Genomic DNA, 24789 nt, shown 5'->3' with positions numbered 1-24789 from the left:
GGGCGGTGCGCAGCGGCGAGCTGTTTGCATTCACATCTCGTGTGCGTGCTATAGAGCACCCATGCATCAAAGAGGGCAGTGCTACAGGTTGGCGTTGAAAAACGCAAACCGTTCGCATTTTTGCCTTAAAAAACAAAACGATATCGGAGACTTGAGTTGCTGAAGAAAAAGAAGATCGTCGTCAAGATCGGATCCAGCCTGCTGGCCAACAGCGATAAACTGACCCTGCGCTATGCCTTCATGAACGGTCTGCTGAGCGACCTGGCGCAGCTGCAGAAAGAAGGACACGACATTATTCTGACCTCATCGGGATCGGTGGCGCTGGGGTTGAACATGATCGGCAAGCGACCCGAGGATGCGGGTATTCTGGACAAGCAGGCGGCGGCCGCCTGTGGCCAGCCACTGTTGATGAATGCCTACCGGCAGGTTGCCTCGGAGCATGACATGGATGTCGCCCAAATGCTGGTGACGGTCGAGGACATGGAAGAACGGCGCAGGTTCCTCAACATCAAGAACACCATGCTGCGGTTGCTCGAAAACGGCATCATGCCGATCATCAATGAAAATGATTCCATCGCGACACGCGACCTGCGGGTTGGCGACAACGACCGGCTGTCTGCCAAGGTAGCTCAGATGGTCGAGGCCGATCTCCTCGTCATTCTGACCAGCGTCGAGGGCCTGTTCGACCGCGATCCATCAGACCCCGACGCCGTATTCATCGCGGAAATCGAAGATGTCAGCGAGCACCTGGAGTCGACCACAGGCATCAGCGCTTTGGGCAGTGGCGGTATGTTGACCAAGATGCAGGCCGCCAATATGGCGCAGAATGCAGGTGTTGAGACAATCATCGCGGATGGGATCATCGAACGGCCCGTTTCCTCTGTCCTCAATAACGAGCGCCGTTACACCCGGTGTCTCGTTACCGGCGAAACGGCATCGCCGCTCAAGGTCTGGCTCTCCAACCGGTTGCAGGTCGCTGGCACGCTGGTCGTTTCCAACGAAGTGGCCGCCTCCGTGATAGCGGGCAACTGCGGAATCACGCGAAGCGACGTGATTTCAATTCAGGGTGATTTCACCAAGGGCGATGTGCTGCACGTCTACAACGAAGATGGGGACGAAGTCGCCCGCGGCCTGACCAACTTCTCCTCCGAGGAAACAATGCTGATGGCGCGCCATCTTGATATGCCTGTCATGGATTTGATCGGTTACAAGACCAAGAGTGATATCATCGGCGCCGAGAATATTCTGGTTCTCGAAGACAACCATCTCCCGCATGATGCCCTGGATGACGATCAGAAAATCGTCATACCCGCGTAAATTCTGCCTGCTGCCCAGCAGGGGAAGGGGGGTGGAGTGTGCAATGTCAGGCTCTGCCCTTACGCCACCTGACGCCAATTTTCAGCGCGAACAAATTCCATCAGTTCCTCCGACGACATCGGCCGGGCCAGGGCAAAGCCCTGAAGCGTATCGCAGCCCAGGTCGCGCAGAACAGCCGCATGTTGCATGGTTTCCACGCCTTCCGCGATCACCTTGATCCCAAGTGATTGGCCGATCTCGATAATCGAGGCAACCAGGCGACGCTGGCTGTCAGACTCGACAATCGGCGATATCAGCTGACGGTCGATCTTCAGCCGCGTCGGGCGCACCTGGATGAGGCTGACGATTGACGCAAAACCTGTGCCGAAATCGTCGATCTCAATGTCGATTCCCATGGCCTTCAGTCGTTCGATATTGGCGACGATTGTCTCGTTCTGGTCATCCAGGAAAATGGATTCGAGCAATTCGAACGAGAGCGTCCCGTTTTCGATCGCAAGGCCGTCGAGGCTGTCGATCAGATCAGCCTCGAAAAGACGGCCGGCGGAAACGTTGACCGACATCTTCGGGATCGAGATGCCGGCTGCTTTCCAGCGAGTCGATTGCCAAAGCGTTTGCTCAAGGATGGACCGATCAATGATCGGCACGACGTTCAACTCGCTTGCGGTCTTGAGGAAGGCGTCGGGTGCAAGCAGGCCTTCGGTCGGGTGGTTCCACCGCGCCAGTGCCTCGACACCCACGACATCCAGCGTTCTGGCGTCGAACTGCGGTTGGAAGAAAGGTATGAATTCCATGCGATCGAGGCCGCAAAGGATATCATCGGCAACCCGCTTGGTGCGAATGATTTCAGCTTTCAGCGAGGCCGTGAAGAACTCGAAGCGGTTGCGACCGTTGTTCTTGGCCCGGTAGAGTGCAATGTCGGCATCTATCAGCAAGCGTTTGCCGCAAGGATCGTCATTTTGATCAACCGTGGCGATGCCGATGCTGACCCCGAACCGGCATTCATGGTTTTCATAGGGAACCGGCTGGCGCATTTGTATGATGATGCGGTCCGCGAGAGAGGCCAATTGCGCGTCGCTGATTTCCGACGTGGTGGCAATGACAAATTCGTCTCCACCAACTCGGGCGATGATGTCGCCGATACGTGTATTCGACTTCAGCACGGACGCCGCATGAACCAGCATGGCGTCGCCGGCCGCATGTCCCAATGTGTCATTTATCTGCTTGAAGCGATCAAGGTCGATATGCAGCATGGCTGTCACCGTCTGCCCGCCACTGTTGTTGAGAAGACGTTCGTCGATGAAGCGCCGATTGGGCAAGCCGGTAAGGCTGTCATGCAGCGAGTTGCGCTCCATCTGTGCGCGAGCGTCCTCGAGTTGACTGTTTCTCAATTCGGCATTCTGCTTGGCGGCCAGCAACCGCGTCTTGAGTTCGACATCGGCGGAAACATCCCAGTTCACCCCGACGATATAGCGGCGACCGTCGAAATCGTGCTGGACCGCGCCAATCGACCGGATCCAGCGTGTGATTCCGTTGGAATTGAGCACACGGAATTCGGACGTATAGCTGCCACCGGTGACGAGCACCTTTTTGAACTCTGCTTCAGCCTTTGCCCGGTCGTCCGGGTGAAGCTTCAGTGCCCAGTCGTCAACATGCAAAGTTCCGCCAAGTCTGACCGGATTTGCCTCATTTGTGTAGAGCTCCCGCATCCGCTCATCCCAGGTCAGTTCGGAAGTCGAGGGGTTGAACTCCCACACGCCTATTTTCGAAGTGTTCAAGGCAAGGGTCAGTCGATGAGACAGCCTTTGCATGTCGATCTGGTTGCGCTTGAGCCTGTGGATGCTTGTCCGACGCTGGTCATAGAGGTACCCGGCAATCGAGATGGGTGTCACCACCAGCAATCCGGCGAGCAAAATCAGCGCTCTGAATGTCCAGGCATTGTCGGGAGTGCGGGACCAGCCGCCGGCGGGAATTGCGGCAAGCTGCCAGCTGCCGCTTGGCAGCGATACCTCGGACAAGACCGGATTGTTGTTAAAAATCCCCGGTTTTCCGAAGAAAACCGGGCCCTCGCTTCCGGTTTCGTCCTTTCCGGAAATTGAAATCTCGATCGGCATGTTTAACGAAAAAAGCCCGCTCGCGGCATAAAGCCGGTCCACATCAACGACTGCCGATACGAGACCCCACAAATGTTTGGCGCCGTCGCCATCGTCGATGAAAACCGGGAACCGGCCGATAAAGCCTTCTCCGCCCTGCAGCAGCTTCACAGGGCCTGCCAGCACCAGTTTTTCGGAGTCGACTGCGCGCATCGCTGCCTCGCGTTGCGCTTCGTTTGTCCGGTAATCCAGTCCGATAGCTTTCTCGTTGCCCTCGACCGGATACATCAGGCTGATCACCAGACCAGGTGCTCCGGCAACGCTGCGCAATTGTGAGTGATCGCCAACAAGCCCTGAGGCGATCTTGCTGAATTGCCGTTGATCCATGTCGGGTTGGCTGGCAATGACAGACACCAGCCCGCGGGCCAACTGGATGTTGCTGCTGATGTTGCCTTCTAGCTTTGCTCGGATCAGACTGAGCTGCTCGCTTACGTCGGCGCGGAGGGCTTGAGTGTAGACAACACGGTTCTGATGCTCGGCGAAAATGCCTGTGGCCAGAGTCACTGCCAGCGCAATGCCTGCAGCCAAAAAGCTCGGGCGCAGGAGGAAATGCCCGTGCCCCAGAGATTTCATGGCATTCTTCAGCATCTCTGTCTCCGACAAAATCGCACCGCTTGCAGAGCGTTTCCACTGTCCCGCGCGATCCAAGTTGGGCAGAAGAATTAGCCGACAATCAATAAGAATTGGCTAAAACAGTCATTAGCACGGGTTGGGTAGCCTGAAACTTGCGTGCGGAGCCTTGGTCAGAAGTGCTCGACCCACGGTCTAAGTGTCAATTCGTCCGACCATGCGCTGCGGTTTTGCTCAACTAGAGCGATATAGCTTTTGGCAATTTCATCCGGATCAAGCATCGATTGCGGCTTGTCGGACGGTTCTGTCCGTCCGGGATTGCGGATCGCGCCATCGATGTTGATCCAGGCGACGTGGATACCCTGCGGATGCAGTTCGCGGGCCATCGATTGCGCTAGTCCGCGCTGGGCAAACTTCCCCATCGCGAAGGGAGCGGACTGCGGGAAGCCCTTTACCCCCGCGGACGCGCCGGTAAACAAAATGGTGCCGCGCACGCCTGCCTCTTCATCCTGATCGAGCATTTTTCGGGCCGCGGACTGACCAACCAGAAAGGAGCCGAAGGCGGTCACCCTGATTGAACGCTCCACTTCGATCGGGTCGAGATCCACAAGCGGCCCGCGTTGGCGGTAAGACGGATTGTAGACGCAAACCCGCAGCGGCCCGTCAATAGAGGCCATCAACGCATCGACCTCTCCCGGATCGGACGCATCGCATGCCACCGTGCGTGCGCCCAGTTGATTGGCCAAGCTGGCGATTTTGCCGGTGTTGCGGGCGGCAAGCACCAGTTCATGGCCTGCCGAATGAAGCTGCCGCGCCACCGAGGCGGACAATCCGTCTCCCACCCCGACGACAAGTGCAATTGATCGCGCCATCTCACCCTCCATTTTCAAACACTGACGATCAGGCTTGAATGCCGTGTCGCGCCATAATCCACCAGCCGTTATTTCACATGCTTGCGCCAGTCATGCTCTTCGGCAAAGCCCAGCATGTCGCGGATCTTGCGGTTTGAATACAGCGCTTCATGCTCGCCCATCTCGCGGCTGAAGGGAACGCCGGGAAAGAACCTCTCAGCAATCTCCGCTGTCGGTATATCGACGGAATTGGTGTCGTTACCGGCATTGAAGATCTGATATCCCAGCCCGTCGGTTGTCAGGCACCGATCAACGATCTGGCCAAGATCGCGTGCGTCGATGTAGCAGAAAATGTTGCGGCGGCGCACTTCGGGGTTGGCGAAGAATCCGGGAAACCGGTCATACTCATCCGGCTCCATCACATTGCCGATGCGAAGCGCGTAGATGTCGAACCCTGAGCGGCGCTGGAAGCTGCGCGCGGTCTGCTCATTGACGACCTTCGACATGCCGTAGGAATCCATCGGATTGACGTCCATGTCCTCTTCCACCGGCAGGGATTCAGGGCTGACCTCGCCATCGGCGAAACAGACCCCATAGGTGGTTTCCGACGAGGCGATGATGATCTTCTTGATGCCGAGCTTCACCGCCGCTTCGATCACATTGTAGGTGCCCACGGTGTTGATCCTGAAGGTCTCATTGTCTGGCCGTATGAGAATACGTGGCACGGCAGCGAAATGGACCACCGCATCAAACTTTGGAACGCCAGTTCCGGGTTCCAACTCATCGAAATTGGCGTAGCTGGACATGACATTGAACATCTGTCCGGAATCGGTGATGTCGGCGGTCAGATTGTCGACGCCCGGATGATTTAGCGGTGTCAGATCGACATTGACCACACGATGACCCTGATCAACCAGATAGGGAACGACATGCCGTCCGGCCTTGCCGGATCCACCAGTAAACAATACACGCATTGCTATCTCCTCTTTTGGAATTCGCTTGAGCCAAAGCTCAGACGCTGCGTCCTGCGGCAGCACCGGAAGACCATGCCCATTGAAAATTGTGCCCACCAAGATGGCCGGTGACATCCATCACTTCGCCAATGAAATGCAGCCCCGGTACCAATTGGCTTTCCATGGTTTTCTGGTTGATCTGAGCCGTTTCAACGCCCCCCAGCGTAACTTCGGCGGTGCGATAACCTTCTGTGCCGCCCGGCACGATGCGAAAATTCCTGATGCCAGCCACTATCTCTTCAATTGCGGCATTGCTCAAGTCAGCCAGTTTTGATGGTGCTGAGCCAGCCTCGCTTCCGAGTTGTTGGGCCAGCCGCTTGGGCAAAACGTCAGCCAATGCGGTCCAGATTGATGTTTTCGGGCGCGCGCTGCGCTCGGCTTTGAAATGGGAGGCCAGATCGATCTGGGGTGCGAGATCTATCGCCACGGCGTCACCCTCGCGCCAGTAGGATGATACCTGCAGCATGGCCGGGCCGGACAGCCCGCGATGGGTAAACAGCATGGCTTCGTCAAATCCCGCGCCGTTGCAGGCCGCATGGACATCCAGTGAGACGCCGGACAGCGCACCCCAGCTGTCATGCATGTTGGAAGCCCAAGTGAAGGGCACCAGTCCGGCGCGGGTCTCAGTGATCTGATGTCCGAATTGCCGGGCGATGTCATAGCCAAGTCCGGTGGCGCCCATTTTCGGGATCGATTTGCCGCCGGTCGCGACGACCAGCGAGGTGGAATGCCAGATCCCTGCGCTGGTGCGGGTCTCGAAGCCTGCTTCGGACTGACTGACATCGGAAATATCCGTCGCCAGTTCCAGCCGCACCCCGGCGTCACGCATGTCATCGGTCAGCATTGCGATGATCTCGCGGGCTGATCCGTCACAGAACAATTGGCCCAGAGCCTTTTCGTGAAAGGCGATGCCGCGGGCTTTCACCCGGTCGATGAAATCATGCTGGGTGAAGGATTTGAGCGCCGAGATGGCAAAATGCCGGTTGGCCGACAGGAAATTGGCCGGAGTGCAGTGCATATTGGTGAAATTGCAGCGCCCGCCACCGGAAATCCGGATTTTCTCGCCTGGTGCGCGGGCGTGATCAATCACAGTGACGCTTTTACCTCGTCGTGCAGCTTCAATGGCGCACATCATGCCAGCGGCGCCAGCGCCTAGGATCACCACATCGGTTTTGTTCACTGCTGACATATGGGCTCCGGATCAACGGGTGGACGGATCACGCCCGCCGCCTTGAGACCGCAGGCAATACCAGAATGGAGGGGCGCAACAAACCCCGCATATCAACCCAATCGCCGCTGTTGCCATCGCCGCGGCTCCGCCTGTAGGAATGTTGTCCGCGCTCTCGTTGGATTTGCCCATGACCATTCATAGCTTTGATTCTGACCCCGTCTCGCTGAGCATCGACGCCAGCGTCGGGCATATTGCCGGTTTGACGATCCGTGACGGTGCCCGAATCTTGACCCCGCTGCATCGCGCGCCCTGGGTGGACGATCCCGCCGTCACGTTTCCGGTTGGAACTGCGCCGAATGTGCAGCGCCTGTCGGGCGATTTTTTCTGTGCGCCGTTTGGCCGGAATGACATCGAGGATGCGCCATCTCATGGTTGGCCCGCCAACAGCGAATGGGATTACATGGAGACCAACGCTCATGATGATCGGACCACCATCGTGTTTCAACTGCAGCGTACCGTAATGGGTGCCAAGGTGGAAAAGATCATCACGTTGATCGCCGGCCATCCATTCATTTATCAGGAGCACCGGTTCACCGGCGGCGAAGGGGCCGTTTCCGCAGCACATCATGTGATGGTGCATATGCAAGATGGCGGCGACCTTGCGTTTTCGCCCAAGACGCGTGCGCTCACGCCGGCGGATCCGCTGGAGCCCGATCCATCGCGGGGAAGGTCGCTTCTTGCCTATCCTGCCCAGACGACCGATCTGACCGCTTTTCCGCTGGCTGGCGGGGGCGTTGCCGACCTGACGCACTATCCGCCCGGCGACAGTCACGAGGATTTTGTCACTCTGGTTGAAGCGCCCGAACAATCACTGGGGTGGAGCGTCGTCAGCCGTAAGGCGGAGCAAGACCGGATCATCGTTCTCAAATGTCCGGAAAATCTGCCTGTCACGATGATGTGGATGAGCAATGGCGGACGGAATTATGCGCCTTGGTCCGGCCTCCACACCGGCGTTCTGGGCATCGAGGATGCCCGGGCTTCGCCGCTCGGTCATTCGAATTCCTGTAAAGAAAATGAATTCACCCGCGCGGGCGCTCCGACTGCGTTTGAGTTGGGCGGGGGCCGGAGCATTGTTGTTCGTCAGGTGATTGGCGCCTGCGCCGCCATTCAGGGAGAGAGCAAGCTCACGTCTGTAAGCCCTGACAAGGACAGTTTGATCTTGGGTTTCGAGTGTGGCGGCATACGCGCTCTGAATTATGCCCCGGAATTCCTTCAGCGAAGGTCCGGTTGCGCTTCAGGCTGAAAGCTTGACGCTGCAGCGAGAGCCTGCAGCGTCGCGCATCTAATTGGATGCGCAGAGAACGCTGGAGGACTTTTATTTCATGCTTGCCGCGTTCAAACGAATCCATTTGAACGCGGCAAGCATTGGTCTGGCCCCGAATGCTCGGGGTCAGACTTCGCTTCAAGGCAATCTGATATCAGCAGCGTGCTTCGTAGATGCGGCCATAGCTGTCACGGTAACGGCACATACCCGGGGTAGTCGCTGCGCCGATCAGCGCGCCTGCGGCTCCGCCAATCAGGGCACCGGTTGCCACACCACGTCCGCTGCTGCCTGTAGCCGCTGCGATCAGCGCGCCTGTCCCAGCGCCAACAACTGCGCCGGTACCAGCCCGTTTTTCAGTTGTCGAGCAACCAGCTGCGGCAAGAAGAGCGACAGCTGCAAGTGTGGAAAGAATGAGTCTGGTCATCGAAGGCTCCATTTGAATGCGGCTACAAAACGGAGGCAGTTTCACTCAAACGAGGGCGGCTGCTTCCGGGCCAAGGTTTCATTGTACAGAATAACGATGGCTGACACCATCATGGCGATGCTCATCGCAAGTGCAAGCGTTGAAATCAACATGGTCAGTCCTTTCGGGTCTAAACTAAGCGTGTTCAGCCATACAACGTGGCACCGCGGGATTGGTTTCATTTCAGATGCCGAATTATTATTGACCGGCTTGACGGCATTCCTCGCGGCGTCAACGCTGGGTTTTTGCACCCTTTCACCTGAACGCCACATGAATGGATTCTCTCGCGACCAAGCCTTTCTGTCTCATCAAGGCCGAACGGTGCGGTTTTGCCGTTAATCTGCAAGCAGGCAACATGCCCAATCATTGGGCATGTTGCCTGCTGGTTGGTCAGGCTCTTCCGTCATGCAGTAAATTCAACTGGTCATGATCGGAAACTCCTTGCGCCCGGGCGAGGCTTTTCCGATGATCTGCAGGCAACCCGATGAGTGCTGATGACTTCCATGTTTCCTCTTCCTGCGCCGCAATCCAGCGTGCCCATGCAACGCACGCAGGGTGGCGGGCGTCTTTCCGTCAAGCTGACATCTGGTCAGAGCCGCATCGACCGGCTTTTCCAGGAAGGTGCTGCCCGCATCCGTGTCCCGCGGGTGCCGCAGGGTTCTCCACTTGAGGCCGTGCTGATCAACACGGCGGGCGGCCTGACCGGCGGCGATCGCATGGAATGGTCTTTCGAGGCAGGAGAGGGCGCGTCGATGACGCTCGCGACGCAGGCTTGCGAAAAGACCTACAAGGCGCATGGTCTGAGCGAGGCTCGTGTCTCGGTGAAACTCAAGCTTAACCCCTCAAGCTCGCTGGCCTGGCTGCCGCAGGAAACCATCCTGTTCGATCGGGCGCGGCTGGCGCGTACAATTGACGTGGACATGGTGGCCGGGTCGCGCCTGCTGATGCTGGAGCCGGTGGTGTTCGGACGGTTGGCGATGAACGAAGCGGTCACTGAAGGCCTGTTCCGCGATCGCTGGCGCATCCGCCTCGACGGACAGCTGCTGCATGCCGAAGACATGCGTCTCGGTCCGGATATTGCCAGCGCGCTGGGCCGGACCGCGGTTGCTAATGGCGGGCTGGCCATGGCGACGCTGCTTTTGGTGGCGCCCGATGCCGAAGCCCGGCTGAATTCGGCTCGCACTATCATCTCACAATCGGGCGGCGTCAGCTACATCGGTGCCCGCCGACCCGGAGGACCCGGAATGGCTGAGACTGGCAAGCTTCTTGCTCGGGTTGTTGCCAAGGACAGCTATGAATTGCGCAAAGTTCTTGTACCGTTGATCCACCTGCTCAATCCATTGGGCGGCGTGCCGAAAGTCTGGTCGATATGAAAGAGACGCCATGAACCTGACACCAAGGGAAAAAGACAAGCTGCTCATCGCCATGGCAGCCATCGTTGCGCGCAAACGGCTGGAGCGGGGCGTCAAGCTCAATCATCCCGAAGCCATTGCGTTGATCACCGATTTTGTCGTCGAAGGCGCTCGTGACGGTCGTCCTGTGTCCGAACTGATGGAAGCCGGCGCCCATGTGATCACCCGCGCTCAGGTGATGGAGGGCATCGCCGAGATGATCCACGACATTCAGGTGGAAGCGACATTTCCCGACGGAACCAAACTGGTCACCGTCCATGAGCCGATCCGCTAGGGATGGTATCGGCGCGCTCCATGATCGTGGATTGCGTGCACAAAAGAGGCGCGAGCCGAAGCCCGCGCCTCTGTCACTCCGCGACGGAGTTAGCGTACGAAAACGGTCAGCGAGCCGTCTGCGCTGGTCTTGGCGGCGACAACGCTCGCCAATCGAACGCCCTTGGCTTCGAGCTTGTTCCACACGTCGGCATTGGCCTGGATGGACGTGCGCAGCTCCGAGATAGCTGCCTGGTTCTGGCTCACGGCCTGATCGATTTCCGCGGCAGAAGCGTCCGCCGTCGATCCGACATTGACCACTGTGAGGTTGCTCGCATCCGTCATCGCATTGATGTCGGACGTGGCGCCGGCGTTGCCGCTGATTGCCGAGAGGATCTCGCCCTGACTGGTGCCAGCCTGGGTTCCGGTTGTGGCGTTTGCAGCTGTATCCAGTCCCAGTTTGGCGTTGCCATCCTTGGTGTCTGCGTCGATGCCGATGGAGGTGTCCGCCGAACCGCTGTTCGATCCACTGTCGGCTCCGATGCTGACGCCGGCGTCAGCGCCCAGCGAGCCCGCAAGGGCCGGGGCTGCAACAAGCGTCGACGTCATCATGGCTGCGGTAAGAATCTTGGTCATGCGTTTCATGGTGTAGTTCCTTCTGCAGTTTCATTTTCCACCCGCATCTTGGCGCGTGGCAGAGGAAGAACGGTGTCGCGTCCAGTTGGTTGCGTTCCGATCCAAGGTCATTTCGTGGGCATTTCATGACTGGAAAGTGCCCTGAATCTGATATGTTGCCTTATTTGCTGACCAGGCTCCCCAGATATGGGAACCGGGTAAATGATCCGGTGAATAAAGGGGAATGAGCAGTGCTTGAGCTTCGACCAAATTGCGAATGTTGTGATCGGGATCTGCCGCCCGACAGCGCCGATGCAATGATCTGCAGTTTTGAATGCACCTTTTGCCGCGATTGCGTCAGCGGTGTGCTACAAGGCGCGTGTCCCAATTGCGGTGGTGAATTTGTCCGCCGCCCGGAGCGTCCCGTGCGGTTGCTTGAAAAATATCCACCGTCCAAACTCCGCGTTCACTCGGACAAGCCGGTTTGCGCACAGAAACGAATTGCATAGGAAGCTGCTCATGATCCCAGGTGAAATCATCACGCCGGATGGCGACATTGAACTCAACAGCGGTGCCGCCACGGCGACGTTGAAGGTGGCCAACACCGGCGACCGTCCGGTCCAGGTCGGTAGCCACTACCATTTTTTTGAAACCAATCCTGCCTTGCGCTTTGACCGCGATATGGCACGAGGTCAAAGGCTCGATATTGCTGCGGGCACCGCCGTCCGGTTCGAACCGGGTCAGGAACGCGATGTGACGCTCGTGCCTTTGTCGGGTGGACGAACGGTCTATGGTTTTCGTCAACAGATCATGGGCAAGCTCTGATGGCGCCGCGCAAGTCGGATCCATTCAATATCTGGCGCTCCAGCGCCGAGTTGAGCGCACTGGCATTTGAAACTCATGCCGTCGTCACCATGCGGATGATGGGCATGGCTGGCATCTGGCCAGTGGAAAAGTCTGAAAACGATCGCATGATGTCGGAAAAGCAACCCGCCTTCGCCAAGGCCGCATCAGCGGCGACCACAGTGGCGATGCAAGGCGGACGAATGGATGAAGTCTTTTCGGCTGCCACCAAATCCCTCACTACCAAGGCGCGCGCAAACCGCAAGCGGCTGTCGAAGCGGGTTTTACCTTGAAGGGAAACTAATATGTTTCGGACTTATTTTTTATCACTTTCTATCGCAGGCCTGCTCTGGGGCAGTCCCGCGCTTGCCGACGAGTTGCCTGATTGCATAGATCCGCAATTTCAGGTGGAAATGACCTATTGCGCCGGTGTCGATTATGAAAAGGCTGATAATGAGCTTAACGCGCTGTGGCCGGAAGTGGCGGCGGCAGCGAAGGAAAGAGACGAATATGTTGCCGAGCAGGCCAAGTCGATGGGAGTGCCGACGACATATGAAGCACTGTTGACGGCGCAGCGGGCCTGGCTGAAATTCCGCGACGCCGAGTGTGAATATCAATCCTATTCGTTCTTCGGCGGTACCGGCCAGTCAATGGCCGGTAGTCTCTGTTTGGCGCAGATCACCCGGGAGCGCATCTACCAACTCCGCCAGGCGATCGATGAGCGATAATGGCCCGTTTTTTGCTTGCTGATTATGTGAGTGTTTGAACGCAACGAGGATCACCCATGCCCGCAAAAATCTCCCGCGCCGCCTATGCCGCAATGTATGGTCCGACCGTGGGCGACAAGGTCCGGCTGGCCGACACAGAACTGTTCATCGAGGTGGAGAAAGACTTCACCACCTATGGCGAGGAGGTCAAGTTCGGCGGCGGCAAGGTGATCCGCGACGGCATGGGCCAAAGCCAGGTTACCCGCGCCGATGGTGCGGTGGATACCGTCATCACCAATGCGCTGGTGGTCGATCACACTGGCATCTTCAAAGCCGATATCGGATTGAAGGACGGCCGCATCGCCGCCATCGGCAAGGCCGGCAATCCCGACATGCAGCCCGGCGTAGACATCATTGTCGGCCCCGGCACCGAGGTGATCGCCGCAGAAGGCAAGATCCTCACAGCCGGCGGCTTTGACAGCCATATCCATTTCATCTGCCCGCAGCAGATCGAGGAAGCGCTGATGAGCGGGGTGACCACCATGCTCGGCGGCGGTACCGGTCCTGCCCACGGCACGCTCGCCACCACCTGCACGCCCGGTCCCTGGCATCTGGCTCGGATGATCGAAAGCGCCGACGCCTTCCCGATGAACCTGGCCTTCGCCGGCAAGGGCAACGCCTCGCTGCCCGGCGCACTTGAGGAAATGATTTTGGGCGGCGCCTGCGCGCTCAAGCTGCATGAGGACTGGGGCACGACGCCGGCAGCCATCGACAATTGCCTGTCCGTCGCCGACCAGTATGACGTGCAGGTGATGATCCACACAGACACGCTCAATGAGAGCGGCTTTGTCGAAAGCACCGTCGACGCGATCAAGGGCCGCACCATTCACGCCTTCCACACCGAAGGCGCCGGCGGTGGCCATGCGCCGGACATCATCAAGGTTTGCGGTCTGAAAAACGTCATCCCGTCATCGACAAACCCGACCCGGCCCTACACGGTCAACACCATCGCCGAACATTTGGATATGCTGATGGTCTGCCACCATCTCGACAGCGCCATCCCCGAGGATATCGCCTTTGCCGAAAGCCGCATCCGCAAGGAAACCATTGCGGCCGAAGACATCCTGCACGACATCGGCGCATTCTCGATCATAGCGTCGGATTCCCAGGCCATGGGCCGCGTAGGCGAAGTCATCATCCGCACCTGGCAGACCGCCGACAAGATGAAACGCCAGCGCGGGCCTCTGCCGCAGGAAACCGGCGACAACGACAATTTCCGCGTTCGCCGCTATATTGCCAAATACACCATCAATCCGGCCATCGCCCAGGGCATTTCCCGGCACATCGGTTCAATCGAGGTCGGCAAGCGCGCCGATCTGGTGATGTGGAACCCGGCGTTTTTTGGCGTTAAACCCGACATGGTGCTGTTGGGCGGCATGATTGTCGCTGCGCCCATGGGCGATCCCAATGCCTCGATCCCGACGCCGCAGCCTGTCCATTACCGCTATATGTTCGGTGCTTACGGCAAGGCGCGGACCAATTCGTCAGTCACTTTTGTCAGCCAGGCAGCGATCGAGGATGGTCTGGCGCACAAACTCGGCACCGCCAAGCAGATGGAGGCCGTCGAAAACACCCGTGGCGGCATTTCCAAAACCTCGATGATGCTCAATGACGCCCTGCCGCATATCGAGGTCGATCCCGAGACCTACGAAGTTCGCGCCGATGGCGAATTGTTGACCTGCGAACCCGCCACCGTGCTGCCGATGGCGCAAAGATACTTCCTGTTTTGATCTCTTTTGCCGCCTTGATCCCGGTCAAGCCATAATGCCGCGATATGCGGTTAAATGGAGTGTTCACAGATCAAATTGGAGAGTTCAATGTCCGGTATCAGATTGAAGCACAAGGGTTGGGTCGTGGTTGCCGATGGCGAGAAAGCGCTGTTTCTGGAAAATTCCGGCACACCGGACAAGCCGGCATTGCGGGTGTTCAATGCTTTCGAGCAGCCAAACCCGAAAACTGCAGCTCAGGGCGTGGATCGGCCGGGCCGCTTGTCCGATGGCATGGGCAGCGCGCACCGCAGCGCCGTGCAGGAAACCGACTGGCATCGTTTGGCCAAGCATGAATTTGCCCATGAGGTCGCAGCGGTGCTGGAGAAAAATGCACAGGCCGACCGTTTCAACCAACTGATCGTCGTTGCGCCGCCGGTGGTGCTGGGTGAGTTACGCAAGTCTATGACAAAAGCCGTATCCGACAGGATTGTCGCGGAAGAGGCCAAGGATCTCACCCGTCACCCGGTGCGTGATATCGAAAAAATGCTGTTTGGATAATGCACCGTGCGTCCATTCGGATGCACTCGGATCGCTCTACCTTTTTAAGATGAGACACCATGCCTGAGGTTGCTGATAGCTGCCTCAGGTCCGATGGCCGATGACGCACAGGCTGACGCCGGACAATTAAGCGCATATGCCCGCAAGGCAAGCTATGCGCTAAACGCATGGTTGCCCTATGGAATAAGCAGTTTATGAATCGCAACAAATAGATATTGTTGCGGTGCAACATTGGAGTTTCGCCATGAAAAATGAGAACCATAGCCGCTTTCGCCGTTTTTTCAGCGGTGTCGCCGATTCCTTCAGCTTTGCCAGGCAAGCTAACCTGCTTTCGCATACCTCGGACGCGACTTTCAGGGCACGCGGGACTACTCGTGAACAGGCTATTCGGAACTTGATGGACCAGTTGTAAGACTAGCTGACGCAGCCTGCACCGCGTTCGTGCATTGGCAGCGCCGTAGATGGTAACGTGGACTTGCCTTCCGTATCCAACAGCCGCGGCTGTTGTTTAGAGGTGGCGCAACGCCTCAAGAATCTGTCTGCGTAAAATCATCAGGCATCGCTTGGCGAGGTATGGGTTTGCCCATATGATCACCTCGCTACCGGGACGCAATTCTCCAGTTGATCGACCCGGCAAGGTTTTTACCGATGCAACGTTGCTGGTCATGCTGAATGCAAATGTCATTTCTGATCCCTCTCCGCCGGGTTGCTTTGGTCTCTAAAACCAGTTTGATCAGGTTTTCCATGCCAGATTTCAAAACGGGAACCATGGTGAGGAAAGTTGCATGACCCTGCCGACCGCCTCCTCAGTCACCACCGACTTCGACATTTCTGCCGCCATTATCACGCTGGATGAAACAGCGCGGCATCGCCGCCGGATGCGCATGGTCTCGGACCGGCTGGACAACGGATCGACCATCGCTTTTTTGCTTGATTTGCCACAGGCGCGGCTGTTGCGCCATGGCGATGGGCTGGTGCTTGATGACGGACGCATCATTGAGGTGCGCGCTGAACCTGAAGCGCTGATGGAGGTAAGGGGCAGGGACGCCCGCCATCTGCTGTCGCTTGCCTGGCAAATCGGCAACAGGCACCTCGCCGCCGAAATCACCACGGAGACGATTCGGCTCAGAAGCGATCATGTAATCCTCGACATGCTCATCGGCCTTGGCGCGTCGGTCACCGACATCGAGGCGCCATTTGATCCTGAAGGCGGTGCCTATGGCGGCGAGCATGCCGGTCATCATCATGACGGGCATGATCATCCACACGGGCCTGATCATCAGGGGCACAGCCATGATTGAAAAGCGGGATTGGCACAGCGACCCGATCACAAACGAGACGATGATTGATGCGGACTACCGCAACACGCAGAATGTGCGGCGCTTTTTCAAGACGGCAATCGGCGATCATTTCAAATTCGATCGGCCATTCATGGCATGGATGAAATCCCATCGGGGATCAACCATGCAGGATGCGGTGGCGGAATGGCAGCGCCGCGAGGCGGCGAAATGACCGGATCAACAACGCTTTTGCGGCTGATGAGCTGGCTGTCGCCGGTGTTTCCGATCGGTGGTTTCGCCTATTCCGCAGGTCTTGAGCAAGCCGTCCATGCCGGTCACGTCGGTGATCGCGCGTCGCTCGAAGACTGGATCGCCGTGCAGATTACCCAAGGCACACTTTGGAACGACGCCGTCATTGTTGTGGAAGCGCACCGCTCTACCGGTGATGACCCGGCGCTCAGCGAGTTGTCCCGTCTCTGCCTGGCTCTGTGTGTCGGACAGGAACGTCTCAACGAGACCATCAATCAGGGCACATCCTTCATTGCGGCGGTGTCGCATTGGGTGGAGCGCAGTATGATGCCGGGCAGGGACACGCCGTTGCCGGTTGCCGTCGGTGCGGCCGCAGGGCATGAGCGGATTGATCCGCGCCTGACCGTCAGCGCCTATCTGCACGCGTTTGTTTCCAACCAGTTGCAATGCGCCATCCGGTTGTCGGTTGTCGGTCAGGAGGGCGCTGCAAAGGCCCTTGCCGGCCTGGAACCCGTCATTGAGCGGACCGCCGGACGCGCGGCGACTGCGACACTGGACGATCTTGGCGGTGCGGCCTTCATTGCCGATACTGCCTCCATGAACCACGAGTTCCTCGAACCCAGGTTGTTTTTGTCATGACATCATCCAATGGCCCCTTGCGCGTCGGCATCGGCGGACCTGTTGGCTCCGGCAAGACCGCGCTGACCGACAAGCTCTGCAAGGCGATGCGCGAGCACTACTCGATCGGCGTTATCACCAATGATATCTACACGCGTGAAGATGCCGAGGCGCTGGTGCGGATGCAGGCATTGCCGTCCGACCGGGTCATTGGCGTGGAAACCGGCGGATGTCCGCACACGGCGATCCGCGAGGATGCATCGCTCAATCTGCGCGCCATCGATGCCCTCAACGAGCGCCATCCTGATCTGGACATCATCTTCATCGAATCCGGCGGCGACAATCTCGCGGCCACCTTTTCGCCCGACCTGGCCGATCTGACTATCTATGTGATTTCGGTGTGTCAGGGCGAGGAAATCCCGCGCAAGGGCGGGCCGGCGATCACCCGGTCGGATCTTCTGGTGATCAACAAGATGGATCTGGCACCGCATGTCGGAGCTGATCTCTCGGTGATGGAACGCGACGCCTCAGCAGGCCGCAAGGGGCGCCCGCATCTGTTCACCGACATGCGCCGCGGCGCAGGCGTTGAAGATGTGGTGGCCTTTATCGCAGAGGCTGGCGGATTGCGCGTGGCGTCGGCTGCGCAATAATCCTGCAGATCGTCGTTCAGTCGCGTGTGAAATCCGGCAGGCTGTTGAAAGCCGCGCGCAAAGCATCCGACCATCCGTCTGAGATCTTGCTGTAGTAGGGATCGGTGGCCACCACGCGCTTCTCGTAGCCCTTGGTCAAACTGTCGATTTCGTAAAACTGCAGATCTAGCGGCAGTCCCACCGACAGGTTCGATTTCAGTGTCGAATCGAACGAGACATAGAGCAGCTTCGTCGCCATCTCGAAGCTCATGTCGGGATCATAGGCGCGCACCAGAATCGGCTTGCCGTATTTGTGCTCGCCAATCTGGAAGAACGGATTGTCCTCTGTGGCTTCGATAAAATTGCCTTCCGGATAGATCAGGAACATCCGCATCGCGCCGCCGGCGACCTGGCCTCCAAGAATGAAGGTGGCGCTGAAGGTGGATTCACTCTGATGTCCATTGTCCGATGCGGTCTTGATGACTTCGCGCACGGTCTCGCCGATCAACCGGGCGACTTCGAACATCGAAGGCACCTTCATGATGCTCGGCTGGCGGTCTTCGGCGGCCTTGGAATGTTCTTCCAGCATGCTGACAACCGTCTGGGTGGTTGCCAGATTGCCGGCCGCCATGATCGTCATCAACCGGTCGCCGGGCGCGCACCAAGTGTACATCTTGCGAAAGGTCGAAATATTGTCGACGCCCGCATTTGTCCGTGTATCGGACATGAACACGAGGCCCTTGTTGAGGCGTAGTCCGACGCAATAAGTCATGATCAGCGAATCCGCCCGTTAATGAGTTAGGCGAATCTATTGCTCCACTGTGATGCGGACTGCAAGCTGTTCTTCACCGGTCCCGGTGCGGATGCCTGAAATTGGCGCCGCATCCTTGTAGTCAAGGCCGTAAGCCAGATGGACATAGCGGTCATCAGGCGACATGTCGTTGGCAGGATCGAATCCGACCCAGCCCAGCCCGTCGACATGGGCTTCAGCCCATGCGTGGCTGGCGGCCTGGTCGGGCGTTTCTTCCATCATCAGGTAGCCTGAGACATAGCGCGCTGGATATCCCATCACTCGGGCAGCGGCGACAAAGGCTTGCGCGTGGTCCTGACACACGCCTTTTCCCGAGGCGAGAGCGTCTTCGGCAATCGTCTGGGTCTGGGTTGCGCCCGGCACATAGGCCATGGCCTGGTGCAGCGACGTCATCAGGCCGTGAAGTTGCTCGAGCGGTTCGCCCTTTGCAACACCGCGCGCCAGTTCTCGGATCATCTTGCCGGGTTTGGTCAGCGCCGATTCCCGTTGATACAGCCATAGCGGCATGTATCCGCGATGCGGGCCGGATACACCGATCTTGTCAAAGGTTTCAACCGAACCGGTGGCCACCACCCGGATTGCATCGGTGTCGCGGCTTGCGCTGACCAGTTCGACCACATTGCCGAAATGATCGACATACTGGGCTTCGACAGCTCCGCCCTCGACCTGCATCGACCAGGAATGGACCGTCTGCAACGGGCTGTCCTGCGGCGTCAGTCTCAGCCGCTGCAAGGCGTAGCGAACCGGCTGCGCATAAGCATATTCAGTCACATGGGAAATTTTAAGCAGCATGGAATCAGTCCTGGTAGAACCGGTAGGCTTCGGCGATCTCGGCAGCAACCCGGCTATTCTGGCTGATGAAACCCTGGAGAAATTCGTGCAGGCCCGTATCCATTATTTCCTTGATTTCGTGGTCCCGCAACATGCCTTGCGTCGCAGCCGCGGTCTCGTGGCACGACGTCCGCTTTCCATATTGCCGTTCCAGATAGGACAGGTTGGCATTGATCTTGTCGTAGCAATAGGCCAGCGAGCGCGGCATGCGCCCGTTCAGGATCAGAAAATCGGCAATGTTTGAAGGCTTGTATTCATCATCATAGACCCAGCCATAGGAGCGGTGCGCCGAAACCGACCGCAGGATCGATTCCCATTGCACATTGTCCAGTGACGAACCGACATAAGAGCTCGCAGGCAGCAGCACGTAATATTTGACGTCGAGAATGCGCGAGGTGTTGTCGGCGCGCTCGATGAAGGTGCCGATGCGCGAGAAATTATAGCGTTCGGTTCGCAGCATGGTTCCGTGAAAGGCGCCACGGATCAGGCCGGTGCGTTGCTTGATGGTGTCGATGATCCCGGGCATGTCGGCGCTCGACACCCGCCGCGACAGCTGCGCCTTGATGTCGAGATAGCATTCATTGGTTGCTTCCCAGGCCTCGCGCGTCAACGCTGTGCGCACCATCCGGCCATTGTTGCGGGCGGATTCGATGGCCGAGAGAACACTCGACGGATTTGACTTGTCGCGCAGCAGGTAATTCACCGCGTCGGCGCTGGTGACTTCCTCGTTGGCCTGCTTGTAGCCGTTGAACACACCGGAGCTGCGCAGCACCGATTCCCAGTCTTCCTCTTGCCCATCCATTCGCGTCAGCGCCATGCGCAGACCGGCATCAATCAGGCGTGCGGTGTTTTCCGCGCGCTCGATATAGCGAAACATCCAAAACAGGCCGTTTGCGGTTCTTCCCAGCATGTTCAATCCTCCAGCACCCAAGTGTCCTTGGTGCCGCCTCCCTGGCTGGAATTGACCACCAGTGAACCTTCTTTGAGCGCCACCCGGGTCAAGCCGCCGGGAATGATCTGAACCTTGTTGGAAACCAGAACATAGGGACGCAAGTCCACATGCCGAGGTGCCAGCCCTTTCTTGGTAAGGATCGGCACGGTCGAGAGCGACAGCGTCGGCTGGGCGATGTAATTGCTTGGCCTTGATTTGAGCTTGGCCGCAAATTCACTCAGTTCGCGCTTGCTCGCCGCCGGTCCCACCAACATGCCATAGCCGCCGGATCCATGAACTTCCTTGACCACCAGTTCAGCCAGATTTTCCAGCACATATTTCAGGGTGTCGGGCTCGGAACAGCGGTAAGTCGGCACATTTTCCAGCAAGGGTTTGCGACCGGTGTAGAACTCGACGATTTCCGGCATGTAGGAATAGATCGCCTTGTCATCCGCAATCCCCGTGCCCGGCGCATTGGCGATTGTAATGTTGCCGGCGCGATAGACATCCATGATGCCGGGGACGCCAAGCGTCGAATCGGGCCGGAACGTCAGCGGGTCCAGGTAATCATCATCGACCCGGCGGTAAAGAACATCAATTGCCTCATAACCCTGGACGGTGCGCATCGCCACCTTGCCGTTGACCACGCGCAGGTCCGAGCCTTCAACCAGTTCGGCACCCATCTGGTCGGCGAGATAGGCATGCTCATAATAGGCGGAATTGAAGATGCCTGGTGTCAATACGGCGATCCGTGGCTTGCCGGTGCAGCCGGGAGGGGCCAGGGCAGCCAGGCTCTGCCGCAGAAGCTTCGGGTAGTTCTCGACCGGTCTCACCTTGTTGAGGTGAAACAGTTCGGGAAACATCTGCATCATGGTTTCGCGGTTTTCGAGCATGTAGGAAACGCCCGACGGTGTCCGTGCATTGTCTTCCAGCACATAGAACTGGCCTTCGCCAGTGCGGACGATGTCGGTTCCAATGATGTGGGTGTAGACGCCACCGGGAGGGCGCATGCCGATCATTTCGGGCAAGAACGCATCATTCTGTTCGATCAACGCGCGCGGAACACGGCCGGCCTTGATGATTTCCTGCTTGTGGTAGATGTCATCGAGAAAAGCATTGAGCGCCATCACCCGTTGCTCGATTCCCTGCGCCAGTTTTCGCCACTCGGAGCCGGAAATGATCCGCGGCACGATGTCAAAAGGAATGAGCCGTTCTGCCGAGTCCTCCTTGCCGTAAACGGCAAAGGTGATGCCGGTCTTGCGGAAGATGTTCTCCGCGTCTCGGGACTTTTTTATCAGATCCGAGGGTTTCTGTTCTGAGTGCCACTTGAAGTACCCCTCGTAGGGTGCTCGCGGCAGGCTTTCCGTTGTCAGCATTTCATCGAAAGGCACGTGTTTGGCGCTCCCATTTTGAGGATATAAGATCGCATCAGGTTACAGAAAGCAAGAACCATGCAGGGTTTCTCCGGTTCCCGCCGCAGAGTGCATTTTATTTGCCGCTGTTGCGATTGGGTCGCAGTCTTGCTGTTGATCTGATTAACCGGGACATCATGCTTGCGCATCAGGTAGGCCGGGTCTATCGCTTGGCAACATATACCTCATTGAGGGCATGCTCCCTTGCTCTGGATCAAATAGGCTCCCCTTTATGACACTAGATCGCATAGCCCCAGCATTGTTCGTTCTGCTGTGGTCGACCGGATGGATCGTGGCAAAATATGCGAGCCCTTACGCTGATCCGCTGACCTTTCTCAGCCTTCGGTTTACGCTCGCAGCAGCCTTGTTTCTCATCATCACGCTTGTCAGTCGCGCCGCCTGGCCATCGACGCGGGCCGGCTGGTTGCACGCAGTCTTTTCAGGTGTGTTTCTGCACGGCATTTACCTTGGTGGGGTCTGGTGGGCGATCGATCAGGGAGTGCCGGCGTCGGTTTCAGGCCTAATCGCGGCGCTGCAACCGTTGCTGACAGCACTAGTCGCACCCTTCATTGTTGGCGAACGTCTGACCGGGCCTCAACGAACTGGAATCATTCTTGGTTTTGCTGGTCTTTGCATTGCCATCCTGCCGGGGTTGCTCGCCCTCGATACCGCCATGCTGCAGACGGCCTTGATACCCTTGCTGATCAATGTGGTGGCGATGGCATCGGTGGCCTTGGGCACCATTTATCAGAAACGATACTTGCAGGAGGGTGATCTGCGCGCCATCGCGACGCTGCAATATGTCGGCGGGTTTCTGGTGGTCATGCCGTTGGCGTTGTTGATGGAGCCCTTGGAGATAATCTGGAACCTCGAATTTGTTCTCGCCATGGGCTGGTCGGTTTTCGGGCTGTCGCTGGTTTCGATCATGCTGTTGTTGTATCTGATCCGTCGCGGTCAGGTCTCCCGTGCCGCTTCGCTGACCTATCTGGTGTCGCCCGCCATTGCCGTCGAAAGCTGGTTTCTTTTCGGAGAAGTGCTGACGCTGCCGATGATCCTGGGAACCCTGATCGTTGTTTTCGGTGTCTGGCTGACCAACCGCAAAACGCGCATGATTGCCTGATCAGAAATCTGTCGGCACGCCGCCTTCGGTCTTACGCCGAGCGACAAAGGCGTCGAGTTCTTCTGCAACGGCTTCATCCAGCGGTGGCGCTTCATAATTCGCCAAAGTATCTTTCCAGACGCGATTGGCGTGATCGTAGGTAGTCGGCTGACCGGCGAGGCTCCAGCTCTCGAAATTGCGCCAATCCGACAGAATCGGCGAGTAAAATGCGGTCTCGTAACGCGACAGCGTGTGTGCTGTGCCGAAATAATGCCCGCCCGGTCCGACTTCCGAGATGGCATCCATGGCCAGTGCGTCCGGGCTGGTGTCGATCGGGGCCAGGAATTCCGCCACCATCTGCAACATGTCGACATCCATGATGAATTTCTCGAACGACGCTGTCAGGCCGCCTTCCATCCAACCGGCTGCATGCATGACGAAATTGCCGCCACCCTGAACCACCGCCCACAGCGACATCATCGATTCATAGGCCGATTGCGCATCGAGCGTGTTGGCGGCGCAGGTGTTGGATGTGCGATAGGGAATGCCGTAGCGGCGGGCCAATTGTCCGCCTGCCATCACCGCCTTCATGTATTCGGGCGTTCCAAAGGCTGGGGCGCCCGACTTCATGTCGACATTGGAGGTGAAGCCGCCATAGACTACCGGCGCGCCGGGCCTGACCAACTGTGTGAAGGCGATCCCGGCGAGCGCTTCGGCGTTCTGCTGCACCAGGGCGCCAGCAATGGTGACCGGGGCCATCGCGCCGGCAAGCGTGAAGGGCGTGATCACCACCACCTGATTGCGGGATGACATCTCGATGATGCCCTGCAGCATCGGCGCATCGTAGCGAAGCGGTGACGAGGCGTTGATGATCGTGAACAGCGATGGCTCGGCTTCCAGTTGCTCGGCGGTCAGGCCGCGGCCGATGCGAATGATCTCCAGTGCATCCAGATTGCGCTCTCTGCCCAACGAATAGGCATGGAAAGGCTTGTCCGTCAGCTTGACCATGTCCGACAGGCAATCGAGATGACGAACCGAAGCATGAATATCGGTTGGCTCCACCGGGTAGCCACCGCTCATGTGAATGATGTCAAAAGACTGTGCCAGCTTGACGAGATTGCGGAAGTCTTCCTGGGTGCCGGTTCTGCGGCCATTGTCGCGGTCCGAACAATAGGGGGCAGAGGCAACCTGGGCGAAAGCCATGTTGCGTCCGCCAATGGAGACATTCCGTTCGGGATTGCGGGCATGCAGCGTGAACGGTCCAGGTGCCTGGCTGACAAGATCCATGATCAGGCCGCGATCCATCCGCACGCGTTCGCTTCCGTCAGCGATATCCGCACCGGCAGCCTTGAGCAGATCCCGGGCCTCGGCAAGCATGAAGTCCATGCCGATTTGTTCGAGGACGTTCAGTGAGGCTTCGTGGATGGCTTCCAGACCCTCTTCAGAGAGGAGCAGCGACGGATCCTGTGTGTTGAGGATAGACCGGTAGCGCAAGGTCACCGGGCTTTTCCTGCCTTTGCCTCGTTCCCCACCACGTCCACCGCCGATGCGCCTGCGCCGCTCTGGCGCGCCTGCTGTGTTCTCGATGGCGGCGGGTACGATATCGTCGATGCTGCTCATTTTGAATCTGGCTCCGTGATGGTCGGGGCTTGCCGTCTTCCGGATCCGGATTGATCGGTTTCGGGCCTCCATTTGCAAGACGCTATGCCGGACGGCGCGTTCCCGCAAGCCGCCCCAGCACGCTAAAATCCTGGCGCGATAAACAGAGTACGCTCTATTCATCGGTCCACGCTGAATTCCAGCTTCGCGGTGCACACCCGCAGCGCGGACAAGATTGTGCAGGCCGCACTGATTGCCCAAGAAATATGGTTAACCCTTTCTTCAACGCCGCTGTGCAATGTGACAGACGGTATA

At 58.1% G+C, this 24789-nt stretch carries 27 protein-coding genes; 16 read left to right on the top strand and 11 right to left on the bottom strand.

All coding sequences use genetic code 11. The annotated features are described in order from the left end of the window. Positions 1 to 156: 156 nt before the first annotated feature. Positions 157 to 1317: a glutamate 5-kinase gene (gene proB / locus IMCC20628_RS14380; RefSeq protein WP_047030784.1), complete on the top strand. Its 1161-nt coding sequence runs from the start codon at positions 157 to 159 to the stop codon at positions 1315 to 1317. Positions 1318 to 1376: 59 nt separating this feature from the next. Here proB and IMCC20628_RS14375 read toward each other — a convergent pair whose 3' ends face one another. The 4 genes from IMCC20628_RS14375 to IMCC20628_RS14360 form a co-directional block, all read right to left on the bottom strand. Continuing rightward, a complete protein-coding gene (locus tag IMCC20628_RS14375; RefSeq protein ID WP_156174522.1) occupies positions 1377 to 4055 on the bottom strand; it encodes an EAL domain-containing protein in 2679 nt (892 codons plus the stop codon). Positions 4056 to 4210: 155 nt separating this feature from the next. After that, positions 4211 to 4921, bottom strand: coding sequence for an SDR family NAD(P)-dependent oxidoreductase (locus tag IMCC20628_RS14370; RefSeq protein ID WP_047030783.1), 711 nt, complete (start codon positions 4919 to 4921; stop codon positions 4211 to 4213). Between the two features lie 56 nt (positions 4922 to 4977). Next, the gene (locus IMCC20628_RS14365) at positions 4978 to 5868 is read right to left on the bottom strand and encodes an NAD(P)-dependent oxidoreductase (protein WP_197078484.1); all 891 of its coding nucleotides are present in this window, start codon (positions 5866 to 5868) and stop codon (positions 4978 to 4980) included. Between the two features lie 31 nt (positions 5869 to 5899). After that, complete coding sequence (locus tag IMCC20628_RS14360; protein ID WP_047030781.1) at positions 5900 to 7090, bottom strand: NAD(P)/FAD-dependent oxidoreductase; 1191 nt, start codon at positions 7088 to 7090, stop codon at positions 5900 to 5902. Positions 7091 to 7259: 169 nt separating this feature from the next. On the opposite strand from IMCC20628_RS14360, the gene IMCC20628_RS14355 reads away from it, so the two are divergent. Beyond that, the gene (locus tag IMCC20628_RS14355; protein WP_047030780.1) at positions 7260 to 8375 is read left to right on the top strand and encodes a hypothetical protein; all 1116 of its coding nucleotides are present in this window, start codon (positions 7260 to 7262) and stop codon (positions 8373 to 8375) included. Positions 8376 to 8550: 175 nt separating this feature from the next. Here the strand turns inward: IMCC20628_RS14355 and IMCC20628_RS14350 are convergent, their stop codons facing one another. Further along, positions 8551 to 8820, bottom strand: a complete 270-nt coding sequence (locus IMCC20628_RS14350; RefSeq protein ID WP_047032600.1) for a glycine zipper domain-containing protein — start codon at positions 8818 to 8820, stop codon at positions 8551 to 8553. 96 nt (positions 8821 to 8916) lie between these two features. Here IMCC20628_RS14350 and IMCC20628_RS25145 point away from each other — a divergent pair, with 96 nt between their 5' ends. The 3 genes from IMCC20628_RS25145 (at position 8917) to IMCC20628_RS14340 (ending at position 10545) form a co-directional block, all read left to right on the top strand. After that, positions 8917 to 9198, top strand: coding sequence for a hypothetical protein (locus IMCC20628_RS25145; RefSeq protein ID WP_156174521.1), 282 nt, complete (start codon positions 8917 to 8919; stop codon positions 9196 to 9198). A gap of 155 nt (positions 9199 to 9353) precedes the next feature. After that, the gene (locus IMCC20628_RS14345) at positions 9354 to 10232 is read left to right on the top strand and encodes an urease accessory protein UreD (protein WP_156174520.1); all 879 of its coding nucleotides are present in this window, start codon (positions 9354 to 9356) and stop codon (positions 10230 to 10232) included. Positions 10233 to 10242: 10 nt separating this feature from the next. Continuing rightward, the gene (locus IMCC20628_RS14340) at positions 10243 to 10545 is read left to right on the top strand and encodes an urease subunit gamma (RefSeq protein WP_047030778.1); all 303 of its coding nucleotides are present in this window, start codon (positions 10243 to 10245) and stop codon (positions 10543 to 10545) included. A gap of 89 nt (positions 10546 to 10634) precedes the next feature. Here IMCC20628_RS14340 and IMCC20628_RS14335 read toward each other — a convergent pair whose 3' ends face one another. Continuing rightward, positions 10635 to 11168 (bottom strand): hypothetical protein, encoded by a 534-nt coding sequence (locus tag IMCC20628_RS14335; protein ID WP_047030777.1) that lies wholly within the window; start codon positions 11166 to 11168, stop codon positions 10635 to 10637. Between the two features lie 221 nt (positions 11169 to 11389). On the opposite strand from IMCC20628_RS14335, the gene IMCC20628_RS24750 reads away from it, so the two are divergent. The 10 genes from IMCC20628_RS24750 (at position 11390) to ureG (ending at position 17812) form a co-directional block, all read left to right on the top strand. Beyond that, positions 11390 to 11647 carry a DUF1272 domain-containing protein gene (locus tag IMCC20628_RS24750; protein WP_082128145.1) on the top strand — a complete coding sequence of 86 codons (258 nt, stop codon included), beginning with the start codon at positions 11390 to 11392 and terminating at the stop codon, positions 11645 to 11647. A 10-nt stretch (positions 11648 to 11657) separates the two neighbouring features. Then, on the top strand, positions 11658 to 11963 hold the full coding sequence (locus tag IMCC20628_RS14330; protein ID WP_047030776.1) for an urease subunit beta: 306 nt from the start codon (positions 11658 to 11660) through the stop codon (positions 11961 to 11963). Then, a complete protein-coding gene (locus IMCC20628_RS14325) occupies positions 11963 to 12274 on the top strand; it encodes a hypothetical protein (RefSeq protein WP_047030775.1) in 312 nt (103 codons plus the stop codon). Before IMCC20628_RS14330 ends, IMCC20628_RS14325 begins: the two co-directional genes overlap by 1 nt. A 12-nt stretch (positions 12275 to 12286) precedes the next feature. Then, positions 12287 to 12709, top strand: coding sequence for a lysozyme inhibitor LprI family protein (locus IMCC20628_RS14320; protein ID WP_047030774.1), 423 nt, complete (start codon positions 12287 to 12289; stop codon positions 12707 to 12709). 56 nt (positions 12710 to 12765) lie between these two features. Further along, the gene (gene ureC / locus IMCC20628_RS14315; protein WP_047030773.1) at positions 12766 to 14478 is read left to right on the top strand and encodes an urease subunit alpha; all 1713 of its coding nucleotides are present in this window, start codon (positions 12766 to 12768) and stop codon (positions 14476 to 14478) included. 87 nt (positions 14479 to 14565) lie between these two features. Continuing rightward, complete coding sequence (locus tag IMCC20628_RS14310; RefSeq protein WP_047030772.1) at positions 14566 to 15015, top strand: host attachment family protein; 450 nt, start codon at positions 14566 to 14568, stop codon at positions 15013 to 15015. Between the two features lie 785 nt (positions 15016 to 15800). Further along, complete coding sequence (locus IMCC20628_RS14305; RefSeq protein WP_047030771.1) at positions 15801 to 16316, top strand: urease accessory protein UreE; 516 nt, start codon at positions 15801 to 15803, stop codon at positions 16314 to 16316. Next, complete coding sequence (locus tag IMCC20628_RS14300) at positions 16309 to 16527, top strand: DUF6434 domain-containing protein (protein ID WP_082128144.1); 219 nt, start codon at positions 16309 to 16311, stop codon at positions 16525 to 16527. Before IMCC20628_RS14305 ends, IMCC20628_RS14300 begins: the two co-directional genes overlap by 8 nt. Beyond that, positions 16524 to 17183 (top strand): urease accessory protein UreF, encoded by a 660-nt coding sequence (locus IMCC20628_RS14295; RefSeq protein ID WP_047032598.1) that lies wholly within the window; start codon positions 16524 to 16526, stop codon positions 17181 to 17183. Before IMCC20628_RS14300 ends, IMCC20628_RS14295 begins: the two co-directional genes overlap by 4 nt. Then, on the top strand, positions 17180 to 17812 hold the full coding sequence (gene ureG / locus IMCC20628_RS14290; protein ID WP_047030770.1) for an urease accessory protein UreG: 633 nt from the start codon (positions 17180 to 17182) through the stop codon (positions 17810 to 17812). The genes IMCC20628_RS14295 and ureG overlap by 4 nt, the downstream gene beginning before the upstream one ends. Positions 17813 to 17828: 16 nt before the next feature. On the opposite strand, the gene IMCC20628_RS14285 is transcribed toward ureG, so the two are convergent. From IMCC20628_RS14285 to IMCC20628_RS14270, 4 genes are read right to left on the bottom strand one after another with little or no spacing between them, the layout of a single operon-like run. Next, the gene (locus IMCC20628_RS14285) at positions 17829 to 18563 is read right to left on the bottom strand and encodes a proteasome-type protease (protein ID WP_047030769.1); all 735 of its coding nucleotides are present in this window, start codon (positions 18561 to 18563) and stop codon (positions 17829 to 17831) included. A gap of 36 nt (positions 18564 to 18599) precedes the next feature. Beyond that, complete coding sequence (locus tag IMCC20628_RS14280) at positions 18600 to 19394, bottom strand: transglutaminase family protein (protein WP_047030768.1); 795 nt, start codon at positions 19392 to 19394, stop codon at positions 18600 to 18602. 4 nt (positions 19395 to 19398) lie between these two features. Further along, complete coding sequence (locus IMCC20628_RS14275) at positions 19399 to 20343, bottom strand: alpha-E domain-containing protein (RefSeq protein ID WP_047030767.1); 945 nt, start codon at positions 20341 to 20343, stop codon at positions 19399 to 19401. Between the two features lie 2 nt (positions 20344 to 20345). Next, positions 20346 to 21740 carry a circularly permuted type 2 ATP-grasp protein gene (locus IMCC20628_RS14270; protein ID WP_047032597.1) on the bottom strand — a complete coding sequence of 465 codons (1395 nt, stop codon included), beginning with the start codon at positions 21738 to 21740 and terminating at the stop codon, positions 20346 to 20348. Positions 21741 to 22008: 268 nt separating this feature from the next. Between IMCC20628_RS14270 and IMCC20628_RS14265 the strand changes: the two genes are divergently transcribed. Then, positions 22009 to 22896, top strand: coding sequence for a DMT family transporter (locus tag IMCC20628_RS14265; protein WP_047030766.1), 888 nt, complete (start codon positions 22009 to 22011; stop codon positions 22894 to 22896). Here the strand turns inward: IMCC20628_RS14265 and IMCC20628_RS14260 are convergent, their stop codons facing one another. Beyond that, on the bottom strand, positions 22897 to 24495 hold the full coding sequence (locus tag IMCC20628_RS14260; RefSeq protein WP_047030765.1) for a trimethylamine methyltransferase family protein: 1599 nt from the start codon (positions 24493 to 24495) through the stop codon (positions 22897 to 22899). It lies immediately after the preceding gene. Positions 24496 to 24789 lie beyond the last annotated feature (294 nt).

Source organism: Hoeflea sp. IMCC20628 (genome assembly GCF_001011155.1).
Taxonomy (GTDB): domain Bacteria; phylum Pseudomonadota; class Alphaproteobacteria; order Rhizobiales; family Rhizobiaceae; genus Hoeflea.
Note: the sequence above shows the minus strand (reverse complement) of the source record. Positions and strands in the feature narration are given on the sequence as shown.